Origin of the sequence: Amygdalobacter nucleatus (assembly GCF_029167365.1) — a bacterium.
Classification (GTDB): Bacteria; Bacillota; Clostridia; order Saccharofermentanales; family Fastidiosipilaceae; genus Amygdalobacter; species Amygdalobacter nucleatus.
In genome coordinates this window covers 462,001-478,079 of the sequence record NZ_JARFNM010000001.1, presented here as the reverse complement: position 1 = coordinate 478,079, position 16,079 = coordinate 462,001, and the positions used below count along the sequence as shown (strand labels likewise).

General features: G+C 39.5%; 11 protein-coding genes and 1 tRNA gene. 1 reads left to right on the top strand and 11 read right to left on the bottom strand.

Annotation, left to right across the window (positions count from 1 at the left end; genetic code table 11):
• Positions 1-158 precede the first annotated feature (158 nt).
• From PYS62_RS02145 to PYS62_RS02125, 5 genes are all read right to left on the bottom strand, one after another.
• Positions 159-3,005: an FtsX-like permease family protein gene (locus PYS62_RS02145; protein ID WP_066714706.1), complete on the bottom strand. Its 2,847-nt coding sequence runs from the start codon at positions 3,003-3,005 to the stop codon at positions 159-161.
• The gene (locus PYS62_RS02140; protein WP_066714708.1) at positions 3,005-3,718 is read right to left on the bottom strand and encodes an ABC transporter ATP-binding protein; all 714 of its coding nucleotides are present in this window, start codon (positions 3,716-3,718) and stop codon (positions 3,005-3,007) included. Before PYS62_RS02140 ends, PYS62_RS02145 begins: the two co-directional genes overlap by 1 nt.
• 131 nt (positions 3,719-3,849) lie before the next feature.
• Positions 3,850-4,173, bottom strand: coding sequence for a hypothetical protein (locus PYS62_RS02135; protein WP_066714710.1), 324 nt, complete (start codon positions 4,171-4,173; stop codon positions 3,850-3,852).
• A 32-nt stretch (positions 4,174-4,205) separates the two neighbouring features.
• Positions 4,206-4,634 carry a flavodoxin domain-containing protein gene (locus tag PYS62_RS02130; RefSeq protein WP_066714713.1) on the bottom strand — a complete coding sequence of 143 codons (429 nt, stop codon included), beginning with the start codon at positions 4,632-4,634 and terminating at the stop codon, positions 4,206-4,208.
• Positions 4,635-4,707: 73 nt separating this feature from the next.
• Positions 4,708-4,789 (bottom strand) — tRNA-Leu (locus tag PYS62_RS02125).
• 218 nt (positions 4,790-5,007) lie between these two features.
• Here PYS62_RS02125 and PYS62_RS02120 point away from each other — a divergent pair.
• Positions 5,008-7,128 (top strand): ATP-dependent DNA helicase, encoded by a 2,121-nt coding sequence (locus tag PYS62_RS02120; RefSeq protein WP_066714715.1) that lies wholly within the window; start codon positions 5,008-5,010, stop codon positions 7,126-7,128.
• A gap of 47 nt (positions 7,129-7,175) precedes the next feature.
• On the opposite strand, the gene PYS62_RS02115 is transcribed toward PYS62_RS02120, so the two are convergent.
• From PYS62_RS02115 to PYS62_RS02090, 6 genes are all read right to left on the bottom strand, one after another.
• Positions 7,176-8,771 (bottom strand): peptide chain release factor 3, encoded by a 1,596-nt coding sequence (locus tag PYS62_RS02115; RefSeq protein WP_066714717.1) that lies wholly within the window; start codon positions 8,769-8,771, stop codon positions 7,176-7,178.
• A gap of 83 nt (positions 8,772-8,854) precedes the next feature.
• Positions 8,855-10,264, bottom strand: coding sequence for a hypothetical protein (locus PYS62_RS02110; protein ID WP_066714719.1), 1,410 nt, complete (start codon positions 10,262-10,264; stop codon positions 8,855-8,857).
• A 120-nt stretch (positions 10,265-10,384) separates the two neighbouring features.
• Complete coding sequence (locus PYS62_RS02105) at positions 10,385-11,926, bottom strand: putative glycoside hydrolase (RefSeq protein ID WP_066714723.1); 1,542 nt, start codon at positions 11,924-11,926, stop codon at positions 10,385-10,387.
• Between the two features lie 9 nt (positions 11,927-11,935).
• Positions 11,936-13,642: a hypothetical protein gene (locus PYS62_RS02100; RefSeq protein ID WP_066714725.1), complete on the bottom strand. Its 1,707-nt coding sequence runs from the start codon at positions 13,640-13,642 to the stop codon at positions 11,936-11,938.
• A 9-nt stretch (positions 13,643-13,651) separates the two neighbouring features.
• Positions 13,652-15,289: a hypothetical protein gene (locus PYS62_RS02095; RefSeq protein WP_066714727.1), complete on the bottom strand. Its 1,638-nt coding sequence runs from the start codon at positions 15,287-15,289 to the stop codon at positions 13,652-13,654.
• Between the two features lie 100 nt (positions 15,290-15,389).
• Entirely contained in the window at positions 15,390-16,064 is a 675-nt protein-coding gene (locus PYS62_RS02090; RefSeq protein WP_066714729.1) for a GntR family transcriptional regulator, read from the bottom strand.
• Between the last annotated feature and the right edge of the window lie 15 nt (positions 16,065-16,079).

The window sequence follows — 16,079 nt, the reverse complement described above, 5'->3', positions numbered from 1 at the left end:
AAGCACTCGGCACTTGAAAAATGCAAGCATAAATACCAATTTGCCATGCATATATGGGTTAGCAGGTGGCAAATTATTAACTATGTAAATTGCTAAACGCAAAATTTGCCGTCTAAAAAAAAGCCTACCAAAAGAGGTAGGCTCAGCAAAATTTTTGCTTATTCTTGACTAGAGGCAAGGTCAGCAATGACACTAGCTCGGCTAGCTAACTTACTTGGAATCAAGGTAGCTATATAAACTAAGGTAATGACAAACAGCGAAAAGGCTCCACACTCTAGCCATGGAATGACAATACGATAGCTTTCTTTGGCTACAATCTCACCTAAAGGTAAAACATGCAGGCCAAAAATGGCAAAAGCAAAAGCGATAAACGCACCAAGCACTAATGAAACAATGCCTAAGCTCAAGCCCTCAACTAAGAGCATCCTTTTCACTTGTTCCTTTGTAAAGCCAATTGCTCTTAATAGTGCTGTTTCATGACGCCTTTCAAGCACAGAAAGGTTCAATGTGTTTGCCACACCAATTAATGATACGACAGCTACGATTGTAATTAGACTGACCAAAATAAGCTTAATCACTTGCAAAATCTGAGTTACAAGCGCTAAGAAAAAGACATTACCGGCTAATTGCATCGTATCACGATTGGTTAAGCGCTGAATTTCTGCAACCAATTCCTGCTGTAAAAATACTTTGTTCGTCTGCAATTGACCAAAGAGCATCGCAATCTGCCTGGAAAGTCCGCTTTTTTCCAATTTAGCGGCAAATTTAGGATGAACGATACCAATTGTGGCAAATGGTAACGAAACTTGTCTATCTGCATCAATGATAACTTTTGCTTTCAGCTTATAATGTTGATCGCCATAATTTAGGCACAAGGTTTTCCCAGCCAAATTAACCTTACCATGCTGATTAAGCTCTGAATACTTCGGCAACAAAATCTCATCTTCTTTTAACGCATATAAGTTCGCCAAATTTATATCTGCTAATTCATAAGGGCGTGCAAGTATATAAGCTGATTTCTTGTCAATCTCTTCCATTAAATCTTTAGTTTCGCCCTCAATTTGTATGCTTGTAGGTGCTTTAAAGGCTGGCCATTTCACAACTTTCTCCACGCCTGGCAAGTTAGATAGGTTTTCACTAAACTCAGTCTCGATTGTGTCAGCGAACGAATCAGCCATAACTGCCAAATCTATCGGCATCTTAGCTTTTACACCCGTATAAACACTAGCTTCCAAGGAAGCTGCTCCAATCAAGGTAGTCAAAATCATGATGACACCTAAGACCAAGGTTGACATTGTCGCACTGTTTCGCTCTTTATTTCTTAATAAGTTATTGATGCTCATGCGCACTACGATTGACGCTTTTTGCCACGGTTTTAAACAAATTGCCGCAATCTTAGCCAAAAAGAATTTGCCCAAAGCAAGGATGGTTGCCAGATATAAGGTTGCACCCAAGACTAAAGCTGGCATAGCATACGCAGCATTAACTGCATCAGTCTTTTCATGCAGATGGAGATAAAAGGCTAAGCCAAAGCAGGCACTAGCTGCAATAAGGCAAATAATGCCAAATAATAAGCGAATTATCAGGCGCAAAGTATGTTTCCGTTTTTCATAGTTAAGGCCCTGTAAAGCACTTATCGGTGAAATTTTACTGCTCTCAACAGATGGACGTAAGCCGGCTAAAACTGTAATTAACGTAACTGCTAAGACTGTCAAAATAGCTGGCCATGGTCCTAAAACCTGCCATGCAACGGCATAAGAAGCCAATACATTAAATTTAACACTTAAGCCAAAGGTCAAAATATAAGCTAACAAAACGCCTAAGGAACTTGAAAGGAAGCCAACAATCAGGCACTCCAACAAGCTGTAACGCACCAACTGTTTGCTTGTTGCACCGATGCAGCGTAACAAACCCTGTTCTCGCCGTCTCCTAGCTAAAATAACTGTAAAAGTTGAAGAGACAATTGTGAAGCAAACTAACAATGTTAAAATCGGGAAAATTGCGATGCTCAAATGTAAACCTAACTTGAAACTGTTTCCAGATTCTAAGCGATATTTAAGATAAGTGGCTTTATTTAGCAAAGTCCAGCCACTAGGCAGAAGGCAATGCTTCTCCACATATTGTTTTAACTCACTTAAAGTTTGACTTTCAGCCTGCTTATCTTTTAGCAAGATACGGTAAGCCTGCACATTTTGAGATTTATCTATCGCAAAACTTGGCGCAACATAAAATTTAGGCGCTTTAGGTGTCCGATGATAAAAGTCTTGGGCAACGACACCTACGATTGTACATTCAAGCTCCTTGTCAGATACTTTTACGCTAACTTTATCGCCAAGCTCTGCCTTTAATTCTTTCATACTATCAGTCGTCAGAATTACATCTGAAGCTTGTTTAGGATATGTGCCAGCTAAAAGTGTCGGACGATAAAAGTCAGCTTGCTCCAATATATAATTGAACGAAGCGTGCATCTTATACTTACCAGCTGTAATTAAACAATATTTAGAATAGTAATAAGGCGATATCGTCTTAATATTGGACACTGCTTTTAGAATTGCTTTTTGCTGCTGTTTGAACAAATAATTGTCTGAGAAATATTTATCTAACGCTTTGTCTTCATTCTCTGGCATATTTGGTGCTTTTATATTTTTCTTTTCACTATCCTCTGCCTGAAAATAATCAGCTAATTCACGGAAATATTGCCCCAACATATCACGCTTAGCAGCTTCAATTGTCTTATCTGTCAAAATGGACTTACTAAGTTCACGGTAATAAGCAGCATTTTCGATATTAAGTTCCGCATCTTTGAAACGCTCAAAAGATTGGTTAGCCAAAATCAAGTCACTACCTTCGCTCATAATATGTTGCTCAAAAGATAAAGCATAGATTAAAGCATTGCCAAAACAAGCAGCTGCCGCCATGAACATGGAGCTTATCAAAATTGCCAAACTAGCGGCCAGATATTGTTGACGATGTTTTTGTAAATAAGAACGTACAAGGAAATTCATCAGATCACCTCAGCTAACTCAGCTTGCTCTGGGTATTCAAAATCGCGATAGACCTTGCCATCTGATATAGCTATGACTCTATCAGCCATAGCAGCTATTTTGCGATCATGCGTAACTACAATCACTGTCTGTTTCAACTCATCGACAGCGCTACGTAAAAGATGCATAACTTCGCTACTACTCTTAGTATCCAGGTTACCTGTTGGCTCATCGCAAACTAAAATATCATTCTGCATGATTAAAGCTCTAGCTAAAGCCACTCTTTGCTGTTGACCACCTGAAAGCTCAGACGGCAAATGCTTTAAGCGCTCCTCTAAGCCTAAAAGCTCAGCAACTTCTTTGACTTTAACTTTATCAAATTTGCGATGTGCTAAAAGTAAAGGCAATAAAATATTTTCTTCAACATTAAGACTCGGCAACAAATTAAAAGCTTGGAAAACAAAGCCGACGTGTTCCCGTCTAAACTTCGTCAAGCTACTATCATTCATTCCAACTAACGCCTTACCAGCTACGACAATTTTGCCACTCGTAATGTTATCTAAGCCAACTAAGCAATGGAGTAATGTCGATTTGCCAGAACCAGACGCACCGACAATGGCGGTAAATTCGCTTTTGTATAATTCAAGGCTGACATCGTCCAAAGCTCTGACTATATTATTTTTTTGACCATAATATTTACAAACATGCTCTAAACTAGCAATTACTTCTTTCATCACGTAAACACTCCTCAACAACTGTGATAATTCCATTGTAGAGATAGATATGCTTACGAAACTTAATTAAGTCTAAAGATTTGTCTATGCCCAAACAGCTAAATAGTTTTGAGTGAAAAAAACGCAATCAACTAACGTTTGAATTTAGCAAAAAGGCTGCCAATGCCATTTCCAATCAAAGCAATGCCTGTATAAAGCAAAACATAAATAAGCGCTGAGTCGTTATAAAATATGAAAATTGTTGGAACAAACAAAAGGCCTGTGAGTAGAATCAACCATAAACTAAAACCTTGTTTCAGGCCATAATATAGCACTATCAAAAAGGTTAAAAGTGGGGTAACTACGAGCAAAATAAGCATCGCCATACTCGTATTAATAATCATCAGCGGTAATAGATAGAAGATACAGCTCAAAAATAGTATGTAACGTCTCATCTCAGGCTGTGGCTTTGGCATAGTTTCCCCACTTAACAACTAAAAAATTACATTCAGATTGAGCGGAAAAGTTCCTTGGCAATCTCCGCAAGCTTATCTTCCGCTTCGTCATCTGGACTTTCTAAGCAAGTAAAAGGTTCATGCGCAAACTGACAGCCTAAGTCGGCCATCGCTTCTTGCCAAGCTTGCATGTATTCACCATCGCCCCAACCGAATGTTCCACATAGGAAAACCTTACGACCTGATAACTGAGAGGCAATATCATCGATAAAAGCTTGCATCTCGATCTGATCAATCTCCTCTGTACCAGTTGCTGGAGTAGCAAAAACGAGCAAATCGCTATCTAAAAATTCGCTACTATCCACATCAGAAACAGCTGTCTCATACACCTCAGCTCCTTCTGTCTGCAAAGCTGCTGTAAGCATATCAGCTAGTTCTTGTGTATTTCCAGTCTCGCTATAATAAGCAACACTAACTTTCATAATCCCTCCCAATTTGGTCCAAATGGATATTTCAGCTCATAGCTAACATGTTAAGCGGAATAAAAGAAAATAATGCGGATAACAGGACTCGAACCTGCATGACTTTCATCACTAATACCTGAAACTAGCGTGTCTACCAATTCCACCATATCCGCATCACTGACTCTGTTTCAGCATAACAGTTTCATCTATTATACCGAATAAAAGCAGATAAAAAGAGCTACAACGTGTAGCACGTCACATATTTTAGCATAATTTGGCTGAACTAGGTAGACTAGCTCTGCCTATTCTAAAACAAAGTAGCATAGTGAATTGACAAATAAGGCATGCTTAATTAAGCTTTCAGGCAAGCCTGCTATGTTAAAATAAGGACATGCAAGAATCTGATCGTTCATTCAAAACAATTTATAAGGAACATGTTTATTTGCGCAACTTGAGTTTGCACAAGTTAAAGCTGCCTTATGCCAAATTACGCCCTGGGCAAAAAGACTTATTACAAGAAATTACCGCTGCTCTCATAGATAAAACAACCTATCTTCTCAACGCCCCAACTGGCTTTGGCAAAACTTTTGTCTGCTTAACGCCGGCTTTAGCCTGCTTAGCCAAAGACAAAATCAAGCGCATCTATTATTTCACCAATCAGGAAAGTCAACGCGATTTACCTGCCAATTTTCTAAATGAATTACGCAAGTTAAATCAGTTACAGTTTTGGTCGCAAACTCTATACAGCAGCGAACGTTGCTGTAAGCAACACGATTTCTGTTATTTGAACTACAATAAGCTGACAATTAAGCAAACAGTAGAAACTTTACTTCGCACTTTTAACGGTCACATTGATTTTGCTACGCTTCAGACATGGGCGAATCAATACAAGCTCTGCCCTTATCTCTTACAGATGGAATTAGCTAATTATATGGACCTCTTAATCCTTGATTACAATTACCTGTTCGACCCTTTGCAACAGTTAAGTTCCCTGAAAAAGGCTGAAGGGCCATTAGCCTTGCTCTTTGACGAGGCACACAATCTACCAGCTCGAGGCAAGGAGATGTTCCAAGTTACGTTAAGTTTACAAGACTTCATCAGCTACGCAAAAATGCTAGATGCTTATATTTTAACAAGCAAGCAATTTACGATAAGCGAACAAAATAAAGCGAATTTAATTGAGCTTAAGCAACTTACAAATAATTTAGCTAATAATTTCAAAGAACTTACTAAACTCTGCCTAGCAGCAAATGGCGTAGACAAAAAGGCAATTAGCAAATTACTCAATCTTGAAGAAGCTGAAATTATCGTCAGCCAAACGGAAAATACTTCTAACCTTTATACTCGCCAAAGCTGGCCTAAGTTAGGCAAACTCTTGACTAACTTTATAGCGAAATTCACTGAATTTGTTAAATCTGAGCAAAGTCAGTTAGTTTCAAGCTATGCTGAATTAAGAGAATTAAGGGATAACTTGACCAAGCTCAAGCGCTTAAATTATTTATTGAGCAATTATCAGCCTAGTTTCATAGGTAGCTTTCATTGGCGTAAGCAAGGTTCAAAACCATATGCCAGCCTAGCCATTCACTGCCTCGATGCTATGCCGCTTTTGCGTCAAAGTCTGCCTAGCAATGCTGGAAAGATCTTTTTCTCTGCCACCTTACTGCCATTAGATTATTACGAACAATTATTTTCAGAGCCAAATGCACAAATTAACAGCACGGCTGCTAAGTCGCCTTTTCCAGTTGAAAATCGTAAAGTAGCTATCTTGAGTTACGCTAATTTAACTTATCAGAATCGCGATTTTAATGCCAAATTGATTGCTAAATCCTTGCTAGCCTACCTCAAGCAAATTGGTGGCCATCTTTTAGTCTTTGCGCCATCTTATCGCTATGCAGCAAAATTACAGCAAGCTCTTAGCCAAATCTGGCCAAGTTCAGGCTATAACCTGATTAGCCAAATGGCGAAAGCCAGCTTAAAAGCTAAACAAGCTTTCATAAATACTCTCAAAGATACAAGTGATAAGCGACCACTTTTAGCCTTGGCTGTCTTACAAAGCAGTTATAGCGAGGGCTTAGACCTGCCAGGTGCTAGTATCACAGGCATTGCTATCATCAGTGTCAGTTATCCAGCCAAATCTGATTTGTTAAGTTTGCAGCAAGCTTATTTTGCCGAAAATTATCGAAGGGAATCTAACTTTCCCTCTGACGATAACCAAATTCTCATGGCTGATTATTATGAAGAAGCACCAGCTATGCAAAAAGCAAACTCACAGCTACCTTCTGACCCTGCCTATCTTTTCACCCAGCTGTACCCTAGTTTCAACAAAATCGTGCAAGCCTGTGGCCGCCTGATTAGAACTGAAACAGACAAGGGCGAAATCATGCTATTTGATGAACGTTTTACCCGCGCTGAATATCAACCTTTGTTGAAAGCAGCTTTCAGTGAATATTGTATTCTCCCAGATCTAAATAGTTATGTAGATTGGTTGAAAAAATTAAAAAAGCATAAATAAAGTGCCAGCGAAAGGCTGACACTTAAAATCATAATTAATTGCTAAGCTTATTTCTCACGTATGCTTAAAAGCTTAAGCTTAGGATTTTTCTCAAGCGCCCAATCTTGTGCCCACTTACTTTCAAACAGCAAAACCGGCTGCTCATCCTGATCTAAGACTTTCATAGTTGTAGAGGTCAAATTCAAAGTATCCAAGTCAACCTCACCCTCAGACTGATCGACCCAACTTGCAATATGATAATTCAGCATCTGCCTACGAATAGCAACATTGTATTCATTTTGCAGACGTACTTCCAAAACATCTAACTGCAAAACGCCAACCACACCACAAACGTATGTTTCTGTACCAATGCCATACTCTTTGTAAATTTGAATTGCACCTTCTTGCGCCAACTGATGAATACCGCTCACAAAAGCTTTACGCTTAAGAGAATCAACTGGGCTGATACGTGCAAAGTGTTCAGCTGGGAAGACTGGAATGTCCCCGAAGCTAAAAGACTCATTCTTCAAAGTAACTGTATCAGCGATGCGATAGTTACCTGGGTCAAAGACACCGATAATATCGCCAGCGTATGCTTCGGAAACAGCCTTATGCTCCTGAGCCATAAACTGCTGCGGTTGCACAATTCTTAAAATCTTGCCTGTGCGCTGCAACTTTACCTCCATATTCGGGGTAAATTGACCAGAACAGATGCGCATAAAAGCGAGACGGTCACGATGACCTGGGTTCATATTGGCTTGAATTTTAAAGACAAAGGCTGAAAAATCAGCATCCGTAGGTTGCACCAAGCCCTCATTACTCATCTTAGGCAAAGGTGAAGGAGCTAACTCCAAGAAGCTGCGCAAGAATGTTTCAACACCAAAGTTAGTAATCGCACTACCAAAGTATAAAGGTGTCAACAAACCAGCTCTAACTTTCTCCAAATCAAAGCTCTCGCCAACTTCATCTAACAGTTCAATATCTTGCTGTAATTCTGCTTGATAACTCGGCCCAATTTTTTCAGCTAAAGCCTCATCCTCTAAGCTAGTTACTGTCAGTGCAGCTTTCTTGGCACCGTGGTCTTGGCCTTTTTGGTAAAGTTCCACTTGTTTGGCCTGACGATTGTAAACACCTTTGAAATCGCCATGAATACCAATTGGCCAGTTCATAACATAAGACTTGATGCCTAGCACCTTTTCAATCTCATCAATCAAATCTAGAGGTGGCCTAGAAGCTCTATCCATTTTGTTGATAAAAGTGAAAATTGGTAGTCCACGCATGCGACAAACTTTGAACAATTTGATTGTCTGCGGCTCAACGCCCTTGGCACCATCAATCAACATGACTGCTGCATCAGCTGCACACAAAGTGCGATAAGTATCTTCTGAGAAGTCTTGGTGACCTGGCGTGTCAAGGATATTAATGCAAAAACCATTGTAATTAAATTGCATGACTGAGCTAGTTACAGAGATACCACGTTGCTTCTCAATCTCCATCCAGTCACTCGTAGCATGTGTCTGAGCCTTTCGAGCCTTGACGCTACCTGCCTGGTGAATTGCTCCACCATAGAGCAATAACTTCTCCGTCATAGTTGTTTTACCAGCATCCGGGTGCGAAATAATCGCAAACGTACGACGCCGCTTTACTTCTTCAATAATTGACATATTAATCTATATTCCTTTTTCGTCTCCAAATTATGCCGTATTATACAGCTTCTAACAAGTCCTGCAAAAATCCTAAAAACTAATCAAGTTGGAGTAGAACTATTAGTTTCACTTGCTGACTGAACTTTATCATAAGTCAAAGTCATTTCATCATTTTGCATACAGCGCCAAACTTCAATGAAATCGCGCGCCACATCAAGGTCATACGCTTGCTTTTGCTTGGCATACGTCAAAGCTGCCTCTGTCAATTTAGGATCATCAACTGCAAAATTAGATAATTTAGCAAAGGCATAAACAGATGCTAAATATTCTTCCCGATTAGGTAACTTAAATTCAAGCGGCACTTGGAAATAGCGATGCAAGAACGGTAATTGTTTGGACAAAGCTTGCAAAGATCCGTCATAACTAGCATAAATCAGGCAATTTTTAGGCAAGCGATACTGACAAACATGGCTGAAAATTTCCAAACGTTGATCGAAACTGCTTGCACCTCGCACAGCTAAGCTTGAATTGTTCAGTTTTGTTGGAACACAGGTGCCTAAACGCAAAATAGCTAACACGATTTTCAAATTACTTTTGGCATGTAAATCCAAAAATGCGAACAAGTTTTGCCAACTTTCTTCCGTCCAATTCTGATTAGCACATAATTCTAAATAGCGATAACCAGCCTTCACAAATTGTTCTGGCAACAAGCACAAAGTCGTAGTTTTGCCTAAGCAAGCTGGACCTGCCAAGACAATATTATGACTTTCACCATGCACAATAAAGCGAGCCGTGTTTTCAATAACCTTAACGCAAATGCCATTATAATCGAAAAATTCTGTATCTTTGGGATAATAAGCAGCTGGCAAAACATGCACATTTTGATTAAAGTAAGCAGCTTTATAGCGGCAAAAGAGGCCAGCGCCAGATGTTTCGTGGAATTTACGCAAACGTGGCAACATACCAACAAAATCTTCCCGCTTGTCTAACGCAAAAATAAGTGACTTATAAAGCAAACACCAAGTCTGTAAACTGCCGTCATCTTTGCCAACTTTGTCCAAATCATTAACTTCACTAAAAAAGAGTGGTAAGCGACTGACTAAAGGTAAAAACTCTTCATGGGCTGTCAAAATATAAAGCGAACGCAGATAATCACGCAAAGCTTCAGCGTTGATCGTGCAAATTGCTTGTAAGCACTCCAAGTCAGTCAAAATTGCATCAGAAATATAGTTAGAGGCTGCAATTGGATTCTGGGTAAATGTATTCATATCCAATAATATCTGCTCAATCAAGTAACCTGCCAAGCTGACATCAGCCCGCTCTTTGGCTAAATTAGCAAAAAACTCACAATAAGCATCTAACAAGCGCATATCTGGATCTTCTGTCTCTGCCAGTAAATCAAGGAACTTGCACAAGCTATGCCCAACTTTATTAGCCAATACACCCTTATACACTGTAATCAATTTATAACTTTGCGCAAACAGCCTGATTGATTCACGTGTATATTCCATAGATTCTACCTCTAATTCTGCAATAGATAACTTGTCATGATAAATATTAGCTGACAGTCAAGGCAGCCATATGACATCTATTTAAAGAAATGATTACAGGCAGATGTCAACATATCCAAGTTAGTGTTCGCTAATCGTCGTTGAAGTTGGTACTTTATTGGCTTGCAAATTGCCTAACTCTTGAAAAATGTTTTGACTATAACTAGCTTCATTGTTCCACAAAATATATTCTGTGAAGCCATTATCCTGTAAGGCTTTAATCTGTTTAGCAATTTCTAAAGGCGTATACTCATGCCAATATTTCCTCGGCAAGTAATAAGCTGTAAAGGCTTGCAAATATGGCCGATAGAACGTACGCTGCTGAGTTTTGCCAAAGTTATGCAAATAATAATTAGAAGTAGCAGAAATAACGCCATAAGGATCTAAGTCTGGTGCTTTAAATAATTGACCGTTAATCTCTGTCCCAACTCCATTGCCATACCATTGTGAGGCGTTAGCATAATCAGCTGGGAACAAATTTGGTGCAATACTGTCTATACCACAAGTGCTAAACAGCTTATAACTCTGGCCTGTCAATTCTGAGCCCTTGTCACTGTGTATGTCATAAAGGGAAGCTGTTAAAGGGACTTGTAATTTGTCCGAAATTTCCACCCGCATAAACTCAAGGAACCTAGAAATAGCAGAAGGTTTATCAGGCAAATCTTCCTTTTCGCCGTAGTAAACATTGCCAACTTCATTGCTCGCAAGGCCAGAAGGGAAACGAACTTGATCCAAAATTAATTCGTCGCAGCCTAAATCAATTGCTTCATAACAACAGTCTCTTAAATAGCGCCAAACATTGATATTGTAAGGATTAACAAAAGAAGCTTCACCCTCATTGGCCCAATTAATCACCCGATTTTCGCGATCTTTAATGGCAAAATCAGGATAATTTCGGGCAAGTAAAGTATCTTTGAAGCATGAAATTTTGCCAATCACACGTATACCGGCAGCTTTTAATTGCTTAATCTTAGTCTGCAAATCATCACTAGCTTCAATACTCAAATTCGCCTGACGCGCAATTTTGCTTTGGGTTGAGTAATGAAAATATGAGTCTGATTTTACATTGATGACAACAGCATTTAGTTCACTGTTCTTAATCAGACTGATCAAATCAAAAATATTCTCGGCATTTGCCGCATACAAGCCTCTGACTTTGAAATGACGGATTATCTGTAATTGGTTGATAAATGGTAATGGCCCGAAAAATTTATCTAGTTTTTGTTGTTGCTCAAAGCTGTAATATGCCAAACTATCTCCATTTTTCGCATTGTGGCCTGAGCTTGCATTTTTCGCCAGCTCAAAAGCGCTTATCTCGCCATTCTCTGTCAAATTTCCTGAATTTACAACCTGTGTCTCTTCAACTTCACTAGCAGCTTTTTGCACAGCTCTCGCAGCTTCATTGGCGCTTAATATCTGGTCACTCACTGAACTTGTTGAAGTTGTAACAAGCTGACCATTCAAGTCAGTTTCGGTCGGTAAGCTAGCTTTAGCTTGCTTATTTTCAAGCTTCGGCCTAATTCTTAACAAGCCAAACCAAACTATCACCAACGCACAAACTATAAGTGACAGTTTAGAGAATTTGAGCCAGGCTGTAGGTATATTCATCTTCAATTTTTTCATGTCGATAACTTAACGGCGACGACGAATATTTGGTCGTCTACTTTCTCCCATCTGTCCAGGTACGGCTGGCATTTCTGCTTTAGCTTTCGCCTGCCAAATCTCTTTTACTGGATTTTGAATAGGCAAGGCATTAAAGGCTAAATCTGCTTTTGCTTTAGGCACATCTCTTAATGGTGCTTGATTGTTCATTAAAGGTTGAGCCATCTGAATGTTAGCTTCAGATACTTGCTTCTTGGTCCAATCTTTCAAAACGGCTGTACCTGACTTATTAGGCACTTCTATCAGTCTTTCCACGGCATAATTCATCAACATCTGGCTATCTTTCAGTTCACCATCAGTCAACATAATGGCAATTATGCCTTGTAAATTCTGATTAGCTAGAGCATCTTTGGCCAAGCGGACGCCCAATGGTGGGCTAGCCAAATAAGTTTCGGGCAATTCTTGCGCCAATAATTCTCTAATTGTGGCATTGTCATAGTACAAAATACGATCTTTCTGATTAGCATCATCAATCAGCAAGAAATTGCGGAAACGAATTGCCAAAATATCAGGACCTAAATCAGCCACGTCCAAGATGTCCTCAATATAATTCAGCAAAAAGGCACGTTTCAGCACATTGTTCAAACAATGATTGCTGATTTTATCTTCAATCGTCCACCGCTGATAACTATCTCTTAATTCAGGCTTAATTACCGGCCATATGCGTTGCTTGAATTTATTATCCGTCAAAATTTGTTCTAGTTGCCTGAACAAAAAGTTCTTCGATTTGGACGCTGTCTGATCCAAACTGATCATTCTACTGATAATCTCCGCTGCCACTTCCTTCAACATGAGCGGTAAATGTATGAAAAGCAGCCTCGACTCCTTAACATACCAAGTCCAATCGACCATGAGGAAAAAGTAGCCTAGCAAGGTAGCAGCAAAGGCACTGTGATTTTGAATAGCATAATGCTGGAAAAACTCAGTTAAATTGGCAAACTTCTGCTTGATTAAAAGCTCTTTCTCTAGCAAACGCACACACTGCTGAATAAAAATCCGATCTGACAAATCAAGCGAACAGTGATCTGCCAATAACTCTTTGGCAAAAACTGGTCGCTCCAAGTCATGCTGGGATTGCAAATACTTGTACACTAAGCTCAAAGTAAGCTGCATGTCAGGATTTGGAAAAGCGTGTTGCCAAGTTGTAAAGCCGATGATAAAGGTATAATAACTGGAGCGGAAAAGCGCCATATTGCGCAAAATCTGCTTTTCTTCCTTGTACAAGGGCTCGGTAAAGGCAGCATAAATCAAACTTATTTCCTTAGAACTAAGTTCATTGGTAAAAATCGGTAATTGGTTGGTCGAAAGACGCGCAATCTGATCCAAAAAAGCATTAACTTCTCTACGACTAATCTGGCCAGGTATTTCATCAATCAAAAAATGCGTCTGGCGAATGAATTGTAAGGCATCTTGCAAGCGAATCTTACAGTCGGGCAATGCCTCGCCAACATTATCATTAGTTTTTAGCTCATCAAGTTGAGCTAACCACTCTTTAATGAAGTTAGCTGAATTTTGCTGGCTCTCTTGCGATTTAGTGCCAATTTCGATATGTTGAGCCTTAGCTTTTACCGCCTTACTTGATGTCGTGGCATTTTTACTAACTTTTTGCAAACGTTGACCATCGAGGCTGGCTAAGCGACTTTTATGACCCTTGCCACGGTTCTTTTTGTTGACCATACACCTCTCCTACCGTTCAGCAACTTCCTCATTACCTGCTAATGTATTCTTGGCCCGCAAGCTGTTAGTAATACTCTGAGCGCTATCTTTGATCTCGGCTGTTGTGTTAGCCAAACGTAAACTGATTTCAGCCAAACTCGAGTCAAATTCATTCAAGGTGTTTTTCACACCAGCTTGCAACTGATAAGAGAACTGATTGATTGACTGATTCAAATGTTCATTCAAATTAGCCAAACTATCGTTGATCTGTGAGCTCTGACGACTCAATATATCAGAATTGCGTGTCATCTCCATCGACAATTGATGTAAGTCACTGAGCAAACGATTGTTTGAATTTTCCAAATTTTCAACCACTTCACGCGTATTTGTATTTTCCTTTACCAAATTGGAAAGTAGTTGGTTAATCTCTTCTGCAAAGCCTTGTAATTCACCACTCAAGTTATTGAGACGATCTGCTAATTGGTTTTGCTCGCCCGTATAGACACTCTCAAGGTTAGATGCTGTCTCAGCCATGCTAGAAATAGCCTCGGCGCTCCTTTGCATATCAGCCTGCCAATCTTGTCTAGCTTGAGCCAATTCCTGCAAAGCTTGTTCGGTATTTTGCTGCAAACTTAATTGATCCGCCTTAGCTTGTGCCAAATTTGCCAAAGCTAAATCAACATCAGTTGAACTAGCCTGTAATCTAGCTGCCAAATTATCCACTTGCTTGTAAAAGCCACTTAACTGTTCATTCAAGTTACTTGCAACCACATTGGTAAATTCACGCGCCAACACTTCCATGCCTTGGCTCTGTTTAGTCTGCAATTCCGTAGCCAAATCAACTAAAGCATTACTTGCTTGCTGATAAGCTGGCGCAATTTCGTTCAACATGACATCACGTACGTTGGCACTGATTTCTTTGGCTAATTCACTTCTACTTAATTTGTCAACTGTTTCAGCTAAATAAGCAACAGATTCGTTCATCTCACGGTCATAACGCACAAACGAATCAATCAAGACAGCCGTGCCAGCTAATTCTTCAAAGACAGGGATACGGCGCATCGTAACTTCTGACAAATAATTGATCGCCTGCTGAATTTGGTAGTGATTACGTTGCACAGTAATAGCTAGGATCAAAGCCATGAAAGCACCTAATAGAACCGGCAAGCTACTAATGCCCAAAACAAGCGCACTTTGATCACTTAAGAAAGAAAAACCTGATAGCCAAAAAATAGCTGAAAGCAAGGAAGAAACAGCTACTAACTGTAGCGGTATCTCATAGGTAAATAGTGTATATTGTTGACGTGTTAACAGATTATCGAAGTTATAAACATTACTTGGTTTGGTAATCCATTTCTCATGATAAAGCCGTTTGGAGTCATCGATTAACTGCTTCGTTGCACTATCCAGTAAGTCAAAACCATTCTCATTGACAATTTGACTCAGCTTCTTTAAGTTCGCAATATCGCAACTATCAATATCTGTCACAAGATGTGCCACTTGCCGTAAACTACCATGTATTGAAGTAAATGCCTTACGCATTTTAGATAGATAATGCAAAGCTAAACTAACGAGCAACAAAACTACAACTAGAATTAAAAAACTAAAGGTCAAAACCGGTAAATTGCTCATACTTGTCAAAAAATAACGGCCAACTAATGCTTTCATATATTCCTCCATATCGGGCTTTTTCAAATCAATGCAATCTAATTATAGATGAAAAAGCTAAAAATAGGGCTACTTATTTTACATGGATAAGATTTTTTGCTTAATCTTTTGTTGCTTGTAAATCACTGTGTGCTTTTAGCTTATTACAGATGTAATCATAACTGATAGAATAACGGTGCTTGACGATTCTTTCTATGGCGGCCTTATCTTGTTTGCGCATCGCTTCCACCAAATCTTCATTATCTTTCACTATCATAGAACACTCTGGCAAAATGTTAGAAAGAAAAACATTATCGAAATGCTGCAGATAGCCATCAACAATCTCCTGAAGCTGTTGGAGTCTCGTCATGCCACTATAAGCATTAATTTGCGCTAAAAACTTTTCTTGCAATTTGTATAAAAGCTTAGGATCGCCACTGTGCTCTATAATCTGGCGAGCTTCATAGTTCAAATTAGCTAGGGCTTGAAATTCAGTTTCATCCATCTGTTGAGCTGCCTGATAGCAAGCTAAACTTTCCAAAGAAATTCTAATATCATGTACCTCACGTAAGTCATCTAAGGTCGCTATATTAACGATGTATCCACGCTGACTGCGTTTTACTAATAGGCCTTCTTTGAGTAATTCTTGCAAGGCACGCCTAATTGGTGTACGCGAGCTATGGAATTCAGCAGCCAAACTACGCTCCGAAATAAGCTGGCCAATTTGTAACCGCCCGCTCAAAATTCGTTCGCGAATTTGTTGATATAGTTGATTATATAATTCTGCTCTCTCCATATATTTGCCCGCTCA